Here is a 13930-nt window from a genome sequence, read left to right on the forward strand (position 1 = left end):
GTGCGCATGTCCCCTGCCCCTGCCCCCCTCGATCCGGCCCTGGCCGTGCAGCGCATCCGCGATCTGGCGCGCGCGCACGGCTTCCAGCGCTGCGGCATCGCCGGCATCGAGTTGGGCGAGGATGAAGCGCACCTGGCCGATTGGCTGGGCCAGGGCCTGTACGGCACCATGGACTGGATGGCCCGCCACGGCACGCTGCGCGCCCGCCCCGCTGAACTGTTGCCCGGCACCGTGCGGGTGATTTCGGTGGGCATGGATTACAGCCACAAGGACGACACCGAAGCCTGGGCGACCCTGGCCGATCCCGGCCGCGCCTATGTGGCGCGCTACGCGCTGGGCCGCGATTACCACAAGCTGATGCGCAACCGGCTGCAGAAGCTGGCCACACAGATCAACGACGAAGTCGCCCCGCTGGGCTACCGCGTCTTCGTCGATTCCGCACCGGTGCTGGAACGTGCGCTGGCACGCAACGCCGGGCTGGGCTGGATCGGCAAGCACACCTGTCTGATCGATCGCCATGGCGGCTCGTGGTTCTTCATCGGCGAAATCTACATCGACATTCCGCTGCCGATCGATGCAGCGGCCACCGCGCACTGCGGCACCTGCACGCGCTGTATCGATGTGTGCCCCACCCAGGCCATCACCGCGCCGCATCGACTGGATGCACGCCGCTGCATTTCCTACCTGACCATCGAGCACGACGGCGCGATTCCCGAAGACATGCGGCCGCTGATCGGCAACCGCATCTATGGCTGCGATGACTGCCAGCTGGTCTGCCCCTGGAACAAGTTCGCCAAGCGCACCGACGAGGCCGATTTCCGCGCGCGCAACAACCTGGATACCGCGCGCCTGGACCAGCTTTTCGCCTGGGACGAAGCGGAGTTCCTGCGCCGCACCGAGGGCAGCCCGATCCGCCGCAGCGGCCATGAACGCTGGCTGCGTAATATTGCCGTGGCGCTGGGCAATGCGCCGGCATCGGCCGAGGCACTGGCCGCACTGCATACCCGCGCCAACGATCCCTCGCCCGTGGTGCGCGAGCACGTGCAGTGGGCCCTGGCCCAGCACGGCGCAGCCTGACGTGCGATCCTGAGCCCCCGTTCCACCCGCCACGCGCCGCATCCATGCAATCTCGCAACAACGACATCCTCACCCCCAGCCAGCTCAACACGCTGGCCCGCGACCTGCTGGAAGGCAGTTTCCCGGCCATCTGGGTGGAAGCAGAACTGGGCAGCGTGGCCCGCCCCGCCTCCGGGCACCTGTACTTCACCCTGAAGGATGCACGCGCGCAGCTGCGTGCCGCCATGTTCCGGATGAAGGCGCAGTACCTGAAGTTCGTGCCACGCGAGGGCATGCGCGTGCTGGTGCGCGGCAAGGTGACGCTGTACGACGCGCGCGGTGAGTACCAGATGGTGCTCGACCATATGGAAGAGGCCGGCGAAGGCGCCCTGCGCCGCGCGTTCGAGGAACTGAAGGCACGGCTGCAGGCCGAGGGGCTGTTCGACCCCGCGCGCAAGCGGCCCATGCCTGCGCACGTGCAACGCCTGGCGGTGATCACATCGCCCACCGGTGCCGCCGTGCGCGACGTGCTGAGTGTGCTGGCGCGGCGCTTCCCGCTGCTGGAAGTGGACCTGCTGCCGACCCTGGTACAGGGCAGCAGCGCCGCCGCGCAGATCACCCGGTTGCTGCAGGCCGCCGATGCCAGCGGCCGCTACGACGTGATCCTGCTCACCCGTGGTGGTGGTTCACTGGAAGACCTGTGGGCCTTCAACGACGAGGCGCTGGCCCGCGCGATCGCTGCCAGCGGCACGCCAGTGGTCTCGGCCGTCGGCCACGAGACCGACTTCAGCCTCAGCGATTTCGCTGCCGACCTGCGCGCGCCCACACCGTCGGTGGCCGCCGAACTGCTGGTACCGGACCAGCGCGAACTGGCCCTGCGCCTGCGCCGCAGCGCGGCGCGCATGGTGCAGCTGCAGCGGCATACGATGCAGCAGGCGATGCAGCGCGCCGACCGTGCGTTGCTGCGTCTGAACGCGCAGAGCCCGCAGGCGCGACTGGACCTGCTGCGCCGCCGCCAGGTGGATCTGGGCCGACGCCTGCATGCCGCGTTCAATCAACAGCAGGAGCGTCGTGCGGCGCGCCTGCGCCATGCCGCGGCCGTGCTGCGCGCGCACCACCCGCAGCGCCAGCTGGACGAGATGCAGCGGCGCCTGCTCGTGTTGCGCGGGCGTCCGCAGGCCGCGTTGCAGCGGCTGCTGGAACGCGACGCCCTGCGCCTGCGCGGGCTGGCGCGATCACTGGAGGCGGTCAGTCCGCTGGCCACCGTGGCGCGCGGCTACAGCATCCTGACCCGTGCCGACGACGGCGCGCTGGTGCGGCACATCGACCAGGTGCAGCCGGGCGATGCCCTGCAGGCCCGCGTGGGTGACGGCGTGATCGACGTACAGGTCAAGTGAGGGGTTGTTCGGCAGGGCTGCGCCCTGCACCCCTGTAGTCGAGCCATGCTCGACTGAAGCAACGGCAACAGCAACAGCAACAGCGTGCATTGCGCGGGATGGCGGGGCGGTGTGGGTGGGCAGGACACGCCGTAAACCCGTCCATGGGGGCTCGTAGGCGCCATCCATGGCGCCTGCGGTCCTGCCCACCCACACCGCCCCACATCTGACAGATTCCCGCGAACTGTCGGAACAGCACGGGGTCGGATCCCGTTGCGTAGCAACGGGCTCTGACCCCGCATTCTTTTCGATGTCTGACAATTTCATCCACGCATGGCGTGGATCTACCGTGTCGACCAAGGTCGACACCTACCAGAGCAGAATGCCATTCCGACAGACCGCGGCGATCTGTCAGAGGTGGGGCGGTGTCGGAGTGCGGGGTGTCAGCCGCATGGATGCGGCTGCCAAGCCTACACGGACGTACTTGCGGCGTCCCCGCAATCCGACACCGCCCCGCCATCCCCGGGAAACCCGCCTTTGACGTTGCCGTTGCCGTTGCCGTTGATCCAAGCAGGTGCAGGGCTGCGAGCCCTGCCGCCCCCTCTACCGCGCCTGCTCGCAGAACTTCTGCCGGTACTCCAGGGCCTTCGGCATCAGCGCCTGCAGGTTCTGGATGCGGGTGCCGGGATTGGGATGGGTCGACGAAAACTCCGGCGGCGACTGGCCACCACTGGCCTGCCCCATGCGTTGCCACAGCGGAATCGCCTCGCGCGGGTCGAAGCACGCCGCCGCCGCCAGCATCAGACCCACTTCATCGGCCTGCGTCTCGTGGCTGCGCGCGTACGGCAACAGATAGCCGTAACCCATCGCCGACATCATCATCTGTTGCTGCTGCGCATCCATGCCGCTGGCCGCACCGGCCATCTGCCCGATCTGGGTCAGCTTCTGCTGGGCCATGCGCTGTGCACCATGGCGCAGCAGCGCATGGGCGATCTCGTGCCCCATCACCACCGCCATGGCATCTGTGGTACGCGCCACCGGCACCAGCCCGGTGTACACGGCCATCTTGCCGCCGGGCAGACAGAAGGCGTTGGCCTGGTCACTGGGAATCACGTTCACTTCCCACTCGAAATCGCGCGAGAAGTGCCCCGGCTGCAGCCCATGTTCCTGCGCCAGCGCGGTTTCCACCACATCCACCTTGGCGATCAGGCGCTGGGCGATGGCGCGCACATCGCGTGAGATCTGCGCGTTGGGGTCCAGTGGCCGTTCCTGCGCCAGGATCTGCTGGTAGGCCTGCAATCCCAACGCACGTTCTTCGCTGGCATCCAGGCTGCTGTCGATCAGCACCTTCTCGCCGGTGTACGGGTCCACCGTTCGGTTGGAAAACCAGTAGTACGCTGCATAGCCGGCGGCCAGCAGCAGTACCCACCAGCGGATGTTGCCGAACAGGCCGCGCCGTGGCGAACCCTGTTGCGGCGAGCGGGAAAAGGGATCGTTGCGCATCGGCAGGTCTTCCGGCGGACCCCGCCGGCCGGCGGGCACGCTGCAATCTTAGTGCGGCGCTGCCTGCGCGGGGTGAAACAGGCGCATCAGATGCCGCGCACCAGGCGGAAGCCGATGCGGGCATTGGTGGTGTCCGAATCCTGGGATTGGCGCCACGCCGCACGGGTCTGCTCGGGCGCGTTGGCCCAGTTGCCACCACGGATCACCCGCGAACGGCAGCCCGGGTTGTACCAGGCCACGCCATCGGCCGGGGCGCGGCGGTAGCTGGAATGCCAGCAATCGGCCACCCACTCACTCAGGTTGCCGCCCATGTCGTGCAGGCCGAAGGCATTGGCCTGGAAGCTGCCCACCAGCGCCGGCCCCCACCAGCCATCGCCATAGCCCACGAAGGCGTTGTGCCAGTGCCGGCCTGACGGGGAAACATCCTGGCTGCCGGTGTAGTTGCCACTGCCTGCAGGCGGCAGCCCAGCATCCCCCCACGGGTAGCGGCCACTGCCGCCGGCCCGCAGGGCGTACTCGAACTCGGCTTCGCTGGGCAGGCGGTAGGCACGGCCGGTCTGCTCGGACAGCCACGTGGCGTAGTTTTCCGCATCGCGCACGCTCACGTGCATCACCGGCGAATTGCCCATCGCACGACTGCCATCGTAGTCCGAGCGCCAGTCCACGCCGCTGCGGCGGATGAAGTTGCCGCTGCGCTCGTCATACACCACCGAGTGGCCGCGACGGGTCGCACGCGGGCGCGCGCTGGTGGCCTTCACGAAACGCTCGAAATCGGCCACGGTCACCTCGGTGATCGCCATGGCAAAACCACGTTCAAACCGCACGTAGTGTGACGGTCGCTCGGCATCGCTGGCACCCGGTTCGGTGTCACCGGCGCCCATCTGGAAGCCGCCATGCGGCACCACGATCATCTGCGGCCCGCGCCCGCCATCCCGCAGGGGGTCGCTGAATACCTGCCCGGGGCGGAAACTGCCGTAGTGGGTGGCCAGGTCGATGCGTTCGCGCAACTGCGCCACCACGGCATCGCCCGGCAAGGCGATGCGCAAGGCCTCGGCCAGCTTTTCGCGGGCCGGCTTCAGGCCCTGCGGCGTTTCCAGGTCGCGCAGCCCGCCGTCACGCAACTGCATCAGGGTCGCGGCGCGGATCTGCTCGATGCGCTCGAACGCACCGGCGATGGTCGGCGACGAATCCCGCACCTTGCTGGCTTCGGCCAGCCAGGCCCCGGCGGAAGCAAAATCACGGCTGCGCGCGGCGTCTTCGGCACGCCGGATCAGCGCGCTTTCGGCGGCGGCCAGGCCCTGCCGGGCACGGCGGTTGTTGGCATCCAGCGCCAGCGCCTCGCGGAACGCCGGAATGGCCCCGTCACCGTCCTCGCCCACCCGACCGGCGCGCAGATCGTCCTCGCCCGAGCGGTTGTATTCCACCACGCGCTGGGCGGTCTCCACCCGGCTCTGCAGCGCGCGCACCTTCGGGTCGTTGGGTGCCAGGGTCAGCAGTACCAGCGCCTGCCGCCCTGCCTCGGCCAGTGCTTCGCGCTGCTGCAGCGGCCGCGCCAGCAGGGCGTCGGCCTGCTGCTGCAGGCGCTGCCGGGCGCGCTGCAGGCCCGCACGGGCCGCGCGGTCGTCTGGGGCTTCTTCCTGCACCTCCAACCACAGCGGAATGGCCGCCTCGCCGTCCTCGTACAGCCGCCCGTCGCTGAACGCCTGTTCGGCGGCACGGCGCAGCTGCGCCAGCGTCCGCCCCTGCCGATCCACCCGTGCGGGGGTCCAGCGTTGCACGTCCTCGCTGGCATCCTCGCCGGCAATGGTCACCGTGCCCTTCGCCGCCGCAGCAGCCGTGTCGTCCACCTTGGGCCGCGGACGTTCCGGTTCGCCGGCCGACGGGCTTGCAGGTGGCGACGGCGTACACGCGGCCAGGGCCAGGCCCAGGGCGGCACACAGCGCAATCGGCAGGGCAAAACGCAAACGGAGGCTCCTTCGGTACGGGTGCGCACCGACGTTAGGCTATTCTCCCCTGCCTGAGCAAACCCGAGTAGCAGGCCCCCACCCGTGGCAATCTGGATCACCACCCCCGCCGAGCTGGACGCCTACCGCCAGCAGCGCCCGGCCCGTATCGGCCTGGACACCGAATTCATCCGCGAACGCACCTTCTGGCCGCAGCTGGCCCTGGTGCAGATGGCCGTGGGCAACGACATCCTGTTGATCGATCCGCTGATTCCCGGCATGCCCGAAGCGCTGGCACCGTGGCTGACCGATGAATCGATCATCAAGGTCATGCACAGCGCCAGCGAAGACCTGGTGGCCTTCAAGTGGACCTGCGGCGTGCTGCCCCGGCCCTTGTTCGACACCCAGATCGGCGCGGCGCTGGCCGGTATCGGCGGTGGCATGGGCTACCAGAAACTGGTGCAGGAAATTACCGGGGTAACGCTGGCCAAGGGCGAAACGCGCTCGGACTGGATGCGCCGTCCGCTGTCTGAATCGCAGTTGCAGTACGCCGCCGACGACGTCGAGCATCTGTTTGCCCTGCACGATGCGATCGAAGCCAAGCTGCAGGCGCTGGGCCGCCGCCAGTGGCTGCAGGACGATGCCGAACGCCTGCTGGCCAATGTTGCCAACGATGAAGACCGTTGGCCGCACCTGGGCATGCGCGCGGCACAGTTCCTCGACGCGGCCGCGCAGCACCGCCTGCTGCGCCTGCTGCGCTGGCGCGACGGCCAGGCCCGCAGCAGCGACCGCCCGCGCAGCTGGATCCTGGACAACGAACTGGCCGCCACCCTGGCACGCACCCCGCCGGCCGACCTGGCCGCGCTGGGCAAGCTGTTCGAGCAGTTCCCGAAAGCCCCGCGCAAGCTCACCGCCGCCGTGTGGCAGGCGCTGGAAACGCCGCTGCCCGATGAGGCCGAAGCACCGCTGGCCGTGCAGGCCACCGACGCCGACAAGAAGACCATCAAGAAGCTGCAGGATGCGGTGGCCGAACGCAGCCGCGAGCTGGGTCTGGCCGATGGCGTGCTGGCCTCGCGCAAGCACCTGGAAAGTTATCTGGAACGTCGCCAGTGGCCGGCTGCACTGGCCGGCTGGCGCCAACAGGAACTGGAAGCACGCCTGCAGGCCCTGCTGCCGGCATGACAGGCCGCCGCGCCCGACCGGCGCGGCACTCCCCTATCACACGTAGCCGGCCGCCTTCAGGCGCGCCCAGCGCTGCGCACCGATCGCCTTGCGCATCGCCGGCAGCGGGTCCACCGCGCCGGTGTTGTCGGCCACCGCCACCACGAAGTCTTCGGTGGTGTGCAGGTGGGCGCGCTGTTCCGGCGCATCCAGCCACGCCGCCACCCGCGTGAGCAGGCGCATCGCCGAGGTGGTACTGCCACGCATCTCCATCAACCGGCCATGGCGCTTGCACGCGTCCAGCAGGGCTGGATCGTCGAACCAGCACTCATCGTCGTCGCGCTGGCCGGCACGCATCTCGTCCGTTGCCCACAGGTAGTAGGCAACGTCCTCACCGCGTTCAAGCACCGCCTGCCGGTAGGACTGGCGCCCCCAGGTGATGAACGGTGGCCAGGCCGAACTGAAATCGCCATCGGTGAAGCACAGCAGCAGGCAATACAGCGGCTCGTCGCGTGGAATCAGCGGCAGCTGCGTGGCGATGGCCTGCATCAGCCGACGCTCCACATCTGCAGCGGCGGCGGCCAGGGTTTCGCCGCGGCGCGGGTGCTGGTACTGCAGGCGCTGGCTGCCGGTGGGTGTGCCGTCTTCATGCAGATACTGCAGTTCGATACGGTCCAGGGCGCCGGCCTCATCGTAGCTGTAGACATCCTGGCACCACCAGCTCGGGCGCTCGTCCCCCCAGTTGCGCACCACCACGCGCAGCAGCACTTCGCCGTCCCAGTGATACGTACTGTCGTGACCGCGATGGCCAACGGTCAGCTCACTGTGCTGCAGGCGCCCGCCGGGTTCGTGCCAGGCGCGGGCCGAGGCAATGCGTCCACTGCGGTAGAAGCTCAGGCTGTGCCGCTGCTCGGTGCCGTGCAGCCACACCGTGGTCCTGGCCCCGTTGTCAGCCACGGCAAGCACGATGCGCTCCTGCGCGTCGAACCATGGTGCACATGCGCATCCGGGTCCGCCTTGGCATCGTCCAGCCAGCGACTGCGGCGCACGCCATACTTTTCGGCCATGAACGGCGCGTCGTGCGCCATGTCGCCGCTGGCCCAACGCCAGCGCACCACCTGCGCCCGGCATTGTTCAATCAGGGTCTTGGCGGCGCGAGCATCGGCGTACTGCTGGTACAGCGTCTGGATAATGGTCGAGGTCCGTTCAACACAGCGCGGCAGCCTAGCATGCAGCGGCGGCTTGCCAGGCCTTCCCAACGAAAAACGGCGCTCCGAAGAGCGCCGTTTTCGTTAACCGATCAAGCAGGCCTTACCAGTTCATGTTCAACGAAACACCCACGGTGCGCGGTTCGTTGTAGACCGCGGCCATGTAGTTTTCGATCACACCCTTCAGGTTCTTTTCGTTGGTGATGTTGCGCGCGAACAGCGCCACTTCGTAGGCACCGTAGTTGCCGGAGTAACCCAGCTTCAGGCCACCTTCGAAATCACCCTTGGAGTTGAACTCCTGGCTGTCATACAGCACGAAGCTGGTGTAGCCCTGCTTGTTCCAGTCGGTGGACACGAACATCGTGCCCGCGTCGCTGACCGGCATGTCGTAACGCGCGGCGAAGTTGATGTTGTACTTCGGCGCGTTCGGCAGCGGGTTGCCATCGATCTGGGCGAAGGTGTTGGCGCCGACCTTGATGGTCGGGTCGTTCACCGTGCACACCACCTGGCCGTTCAGGCCGCAGACCTGCGCATACACGCGCTTGTCCTGGATCTCGCTGTGCAGCAGGCTGACACCGGCACTCAGGGTCAGGTTCGGGATCGGGCGCAGTTCCATGTCCGCTTCGAAGCCGTAGGCCTTGGCCTTGTCGGCGTTGAACAACACGCCGTTGCCGTCCGAATCGTTGCCGTTGAGCTGGATGTCGTTGACCGTGTAGGTGAACGCGGTGGCATTCAGGCGCAGGCGGTTGTCCCACAGGCTGCTCTTCACGCCGGCTTCCCAGGACAGGATGGTCTCCGAGTCGGCGGTGGTGAAATCAGCGTTGAACACGGCCGAACGGCCCTGGATGGTCGGGCCGCGGAAGCCACGTGCAACCTTGGCGTAGACGCTTACGTTCGGGTTGAACTGGTACATCGCGCTGACGTCCCAGCTCGGGGTGGTGTCGGACATCTTCACATCCGTACGGCCCTTGTAGGTCACCACGCCGGCGGCGGTGTCGGCCGTCTTCAGCAGGCGCGTGTGCTTCTCGTCGCGGGTCTGGCGCAGGCCGGCGGTCACGCTGAGCTTGTCGGTGAAGGCGTAGCTGAGCTGGCCAAAACCGGCCCACGAGGTGTTCTTGTTGCGCAGGCGCACCCAGTTGTTCGGGTTGCGCGCCGCGCCCTGCAGGAACCAGCCGCGCTGGTAGAAATCGGTGGTGTCGCTGCCGTTGAAGTAGAACGCACCGGCCTGCCACTGCAGGGCGCTGTCATCGTGGCTGGCCAGGCGGAATTCCTGGGTCCACTGGTCCAGGTCACGGATCTGACCCATCGACTGACCGTAGCCATTGGCCACGCCATTGAACGGGAAGTCCGCCGCGGCGCCGCCGTCGGTGTCGCCACGGCTGTAGCCGGAGGTGGTTTCGTAAGCGGTGATGGAGGTGAAATCGACCGCACCGAAATCGTAGATCGCCTTCACCGAACCGCCGTAGGTCTTGTAGGCCTGCGGGTTGTTGTCGGCTTCGTCATAGGCCACCTTGTCGCGCGGCACGTCGGTCTGGTTCGAGCCCTTGGTCAGCGCACCGCGCAGGAACAGGGTCGAGGTGCCGTCATAATCGCGGGCGTGGGCCGAAGCCAGGATCGAGAACTGGTCGCTGGGCTTGAGCAGCAGCTGCGCACGCACGTTGCGGTCATCGAAGCCGCCCATGGCGTTCTTCTTCGGGCTGACCGTGCCGTCGGCGCTGGGGCCACGGTAGGTGTTGTCCACGTAGTCATCGCGGTGCTGGTAGAGCGCCGACACGCGGAACGAGGCGATGTCGTTGATCGGGCCACCGAAGCCGCCATCGACCGACACGCTGTTGTAGGTGGCGTAGCTGGCGCTGACCCGGCCGGTGTACTCATCGGTCGGCTTCAGGGTGTCGAACTTGACGATGCCGGCGGTGGTGTTGCGACCGAACAGCGAGCCCTGCGGGCCGCGCAGCACTTCCACCTGGTCCACGTCGTAGACCGGGTTGGACTTCAGCACCACGTGTTCCAGCACCACGTCGTCCTGGATGATCGACACCGGCTGCGAGGCACCCAGGTAGAAATCGATGTTGCCCAGGCCACGGATATAGAAGCGCGGGAAGATGCGACCGGTGGTGGTTTCCGCATACAGACTGGGCACGCGGCCGGACAGCGCCAGCAGGGTGTCATCGCCGCCGGCGGTGAAATCGCGCATGCGCTCGCCCTGCACCACGCCCACCGACACCGGCACTTCCTGCAGGTTCTGCTCACGGTGTTCGGCGGTCACGGTGATCGTGTCCAGGCCGGTCGGGGTCGGTGCGCTGTCCTGCGCGGCGGCGCCGAAGCTGGCGGCCAGGGCCAGGCCGGCACAGGCCAGGGCCAGCGGGTCGCGGCGGAAGGAAAGCGAGGAAGACGACATGCCCGTCGAACGACGGGAAGCGATATGGGAAGGCATCGAAAGCTCTTGGGAGACGTCCGGGCGGCCTGCGCAAGCCGGGCGGTAGAGGGGGAACCACTGCGCAAGCGCCCATTATCGCCCGAATTGTTACGATTTCGTTGCGCATCCCGTCGCAGTCCGCGTCCCGCCCGCTGCGGCAAAGTGCACGATGGAAGACGGCAGCCTGCGCCACCGCCTTCCGGCCCCGCCTTCCCTTACGCCGTGGCCAGTGTCGGGCGCCGCTGCAGCACGAAACGGCCGGCCGCGTCCTGCAATGCGTGGGCCTGTTCGCTCATGGAACGGGCCGAAGCGGACGCCTCTTCCACCAGCGCGGCGTTCTGCTGGGTCACGCCATCCATCTGCACGATGCTCTGGTTGACCAGTTCGATGCCCGCCGCCTGTTCCTGGCAGGCATGGGCGATCTCGCCCACCAGCCCGCCCAGTTCGGTCACCGAGGCAACCACGTCCTGGATGGTGCGCCCGGCATCGCCGGCCAGCACGTTGCCTTCGGCCACGCGGGCCACCGATTCTTCAATCAGTGCCTTGATCTCCGCCGCCGCCAGCGTCGAGCGCTGTGCCAGCGCGCGCACCTCGCTGGCGACCACCGCGAAGCCGCGGCCGTCCTCACCGGCGCGTGCCGCTTCGACGGCGGCATTCAGCGCCAGGATATTCGTCTGGAAGGCGATGCCATCGATCACCGTGATGATCTCGGCGATGCGCCGCGAGGCGGCATCGATCTGGCCCATCGTCGCTTCCATCTCGGCCATGGCCGCGCCCCCGCGCCCGGCCACCTGCGCCGCCTCGGTCGCCAGGCGGTCTGCGCGGCGTGCGTGGTCGGCGTTCTGCCGCACGGCCGAGGTCATTTCCTCGATCGAGGCGGCAGACTCTTCCAGGTTGGCAGCCTGCTGTTCGGTACGGCGGGACAGATCATCGTTGCCGGCAGCGATTTCCGCAGCGGCCGTGCTGACCGCAGCGGCGGCCTGCTGGATGCGGCCGACGATGCCGGCCAGCGACCCCACCGTCGCATTGGCGTCCTCGCGCATGCGCGCGAACACCCCCTGCGACTGCCCGTCCATGCGGTGCCGCAGGTCACCTTCGGCCAGGTTGCGCAGCAGGCCCGACAGCGCCAGCAGGTTGTCATCGGCAGTCGCCATCACGCTGTTCAGGCCCTGCACCATCTGCTGGAAGTCATTGGCGAAGGCCTGCGCATCGCCGCGCACGCTGAAATCACCGGCCGCCGCCGCCGCAACCAGGCGCTTGATCTCGCCGTTGATGCCCTGCAGCTTGCCGCGCACGCCGTTCAGCGCCTGCGTGATGGCCACCTGTTCGCCGGGCAGCACGTCCATGGTCTGTTGCAGATCGCCTTCAGCGTAGCGCTGGACCAGGGCCACCATGCGCTGCTGGGTCTGCAGGTGCGCCGCCACCAGCGCGTTGGTGCCGGCCACCATGGCGCGGAACTCCCCCTCGAAGGCCAGCTCGTCGATCCGGTGGCTGACCGCGCCCGCCGCATGGCGTTCGCTCATGCTGGCCTGCGCCTGCAGGATCTCGCGCAGCTTGGCGCGCATCTGCTGCAACGACCCCAGCAGACGGCCGACCTCATCATCGCGGCCGCTGTCGATTTCGCGGTCCAGGCACCCGCTGGCCACATCGCGGGCGACCTGCGCCGCTGCCGCCAGCGGACGACCCAGCAGGCGCCGCACCACCAGCACGATCAACACGACCACGGTGGTCAGCGCCAGCACGGAAATCAGCGCGATGCGCAGCATCAGGCCGTTCAGCACCTCTGCCAGCACCGATTCCGGTTCCAGGCCGATCACCAGCCACTGCCAGGCGCCGTAGCGCTGCGCCGCCGCGAACCAGGCCTGCTCGGGGCCACCATCGGCCGGGCGCAGATGCAGACGCGCCTGCGTGCTGCGGCCATCCAGCAGCGCCTGCAATGCCGGCATATCGGCCGCGGCCACGCGTTCCTGCAGCAGGCCACCTTCGCCATCGGCGGCGGCCAGCACGCGACCGTGGTCCTTGCCCTGGCGCGTGTCGACCACGATGAAGCGGCCCTCGCGGCCCAGCGTCGCCTCGCGCAGGCGCGTCTTCAGTGCGGCCAGGCCCTGCGAGTAGTCCTGCCCCACGAACGCGATGCCAGCCACGCTGCCATCGGCCGCCGGGATCGGCATGTAGTGGGTCATGTAATCGGTGCCGAACAGGTGCGCCGGCCCCGTGTAGCCCTGCCCCGCGCGCACCCGCGCATAGGCCGGGTTGGCGTGGTCCAGCACGGTGCCCAGCGCGCGTTCGCCCTGCGCGTTGCGCAACGAAGTCGCCACGCGGACGAAGTCTTCGCCGTCACGCACGAACACGGTGGCAACGCCGCCGGTCGCCTCGGCGAAGCGATCAACCTCGGTCGATGCCGGGCCGATCGCCTGCGTGCCCAGGCGCAGGGTCGGCGCACTGCGGCCGGCCACGTCGATGGGCGCGGTGGCATCGGCCAGCGCCTCGCCCTGCGGCAGCATCGCGCGGAAGGTACCGGCGATGCGCTGGGTGCTTTCGCCCAGGCTGCGGTCATACAGCTGCACCGAATCGCGCATCAGCACCGTGCTGCTATCCAGGCCAGCAACCACGCGCTGCTGGTAGCTGTCGGCCGTATCGCGGTAGATCAGGATCGCCAGCGCAGCGAAGGCCACGGTGGTGATCGCCACCATCAGCAGCGCCAGGCGGGTTGCGATGGTCAGGGTCCGCTTCGGCGGCGAGGCGGAAAATCGGGATGCAGCCGGGGCCATCATCAGGGGAAATGTCCGTGGAAGGGAGCGCGCGAAACGCTCCCTCTTAACGGCACCGTTCTGGTCCTCTTTATGCCACCCGGCCTAGCCGCTTCAGGTTATTGACAGCGCCAAGCCCTTGATTCATAAACTTTGTTCAGTTTCACCAGGGCCAGGCACGGCCAGCACGGTACGCGGTCCGGGCAGACCGTCTGCGCCCAGCGTGGTCACCGCCAGCAGATGGTCCAGGCGGATGCGCTGCTCGCCGTCATCGGCGTCCAGCAGCAGGAATTCCTCTTTGCCAGGCGTGCTAAGCGTGGTCCGCGCGCGGGCCACGAAGGTGCGGCCATCGATCAGTTCCACCTGCAGCAGGGCGCGGTGCAGGCAGGCGATTTCCAGCACATCATGCAGGTCGCACGCGATGGGACGGTAGTCGGTCACGGGGCGTCTTCCGGCAGTCAAGGCACCCAGCCTGCCACGACTGCCGCCCACGCGGGTTGGCAAGCCCCCGGCGGCG

Annotated in this window: 9 protein-coding genes; 3 read left to right on the forward strand and 6 right to left on the reverse strand. The window is 68.1% G+C overall.

Translation table 11 applies throughout. The features are described 5' to 3' along the window. Window positions 1-6: 6 nt before the first annotated feature. Together queG and xseA are read left to right on the forward strand one after the other, a co-directional pair. Window positions 7-1077: a tRNA epoxyqueuosine(34) reductase QueG gene (gene queG / locus C1932_RS13205; RefSeq protein ID WP_108762486.1), complete on the forward strand. Its 1071-nt coding sequence runs from the start codon at window positions 7-9 to the stop codon at window positions 1075-1077. A gap of 44 nt (window positions 1078-1121) precedes the next feature. After that, window positions 1122-2453 (forward strand): exodeoxyribonuclease VII large subunit, encoded by a 1332-nt coding sequence (gene xseA / locus C1932_RS13210; RefSeq protein WP_108762487.1) that lies wholly within the window; start codon window positions 1122-1124, stop codon window positions 2451-2453. A 582-nt stretch (window positions 2454-3035) separates the two neighbouring features. Here the strand turns inward: xseA and C1932_RS13215 are convergent. Together C1932_RS13215 and C1932_RS13220 are read right to left on the reverse strand one after the other, a co-directional pair. After that, entirely contained in the window at window positions 3036-3935 is a 900-nt protein-coding gene (locus C1932_RS13215) for a M48 family metallopeptidase (RefSeq protein WP_108753653.1), read from the reverse strand. 86 nt (window positions 3936-4021) lie between these two features. Beyond that, a complete protein-coding gene (locus tag C1932_RS13220) occupies window positions 4022-5899 on the reverse strand; it encodes a formylglycine-generating enzyme family protein (protein WP_108762488.1) in 1878 nt (625 codons plus the stop codon). A gap of 84 nt (window positions 5900-5983) precedes the next feature. Between C1932_RS13220 and rnd the strand changes: the two genes are divergently transcribed. Continuing rightward, window positions 5984-7060, forward strand: a complete 1077-nt coding sequence (gene rnd / locus C1932_RS13225; RefSeq protein WP_108762489.1) for a ribonuclease D — start codon at window positions 5984-5986, stop codon at window positions 7058-7060. A gap of 36 nt (window positions 7061-7096) precedes the next feature. Here rnd and C1932_RS13230 read toward each other — a convergent pair whose 3' ends face one another. From C1932_RS13230 to C1932_RS13245, 4 genes are all read right to left on the reverse strand, one after another. Further along, a complete protein-coding gene (locus tag C1932_RS13230) occupies window positions 7097-8005 on the reverse strand; it encodes a hypothetical protein (protein ID WP_159094548.1) in 909 nt (302 codons plus the stop codon). Window positions 8006-8350: 345 nt separating this feature from the next. Then, window positions 8351-10645 carry a TonB-dependent receptor gene (locus C1932_RS13235; protein ID WP_325051534.1) on the reverse strand — a complete coding sequence of 765 codons (2295 nt, stop codon included), beginning with the start codon at window positions 10643-10645 and terminating at the stop codon, window positions 8351-8353. Window positions 10646-10878: 233 nt separating this feature from the next. Continuing rightward, entirely contained in the window at window positions 10879-13437 is a 2559-nt protein-coding gene (locus C1932_RS13240; RefSeq protein ID WP_108762492.1) for a Cache 3/Cache 2 fusion domain-containing protein, read from the reverse strand. A gap of 120 nt (window positions 13438-13557) precedes the next feature. Beyond that, window positions 13558-13854 (reverse strand): Rho-binding antiterminator, encoded by a 297-nt coding sequence (locus C1932_RS13245; RefSeq protein ID WP_108762493.1) that lies wholly within the window; start codon window positions 13852-13854, stop codon window positions 13558-13560. Window positions 13855-13930 lie beyond the last annotated feature (76 nt).

This window comes from Stenotrophomonas sp. YAU14D1_LEIMI4_1 (genome assembly GCF_003086815.1).
GTDB lineage: Bacteria > Pseudomonadota > Gammaproteobacteria > Xanthomonadales > Xanthomonadaceae > Stenotrophomonas.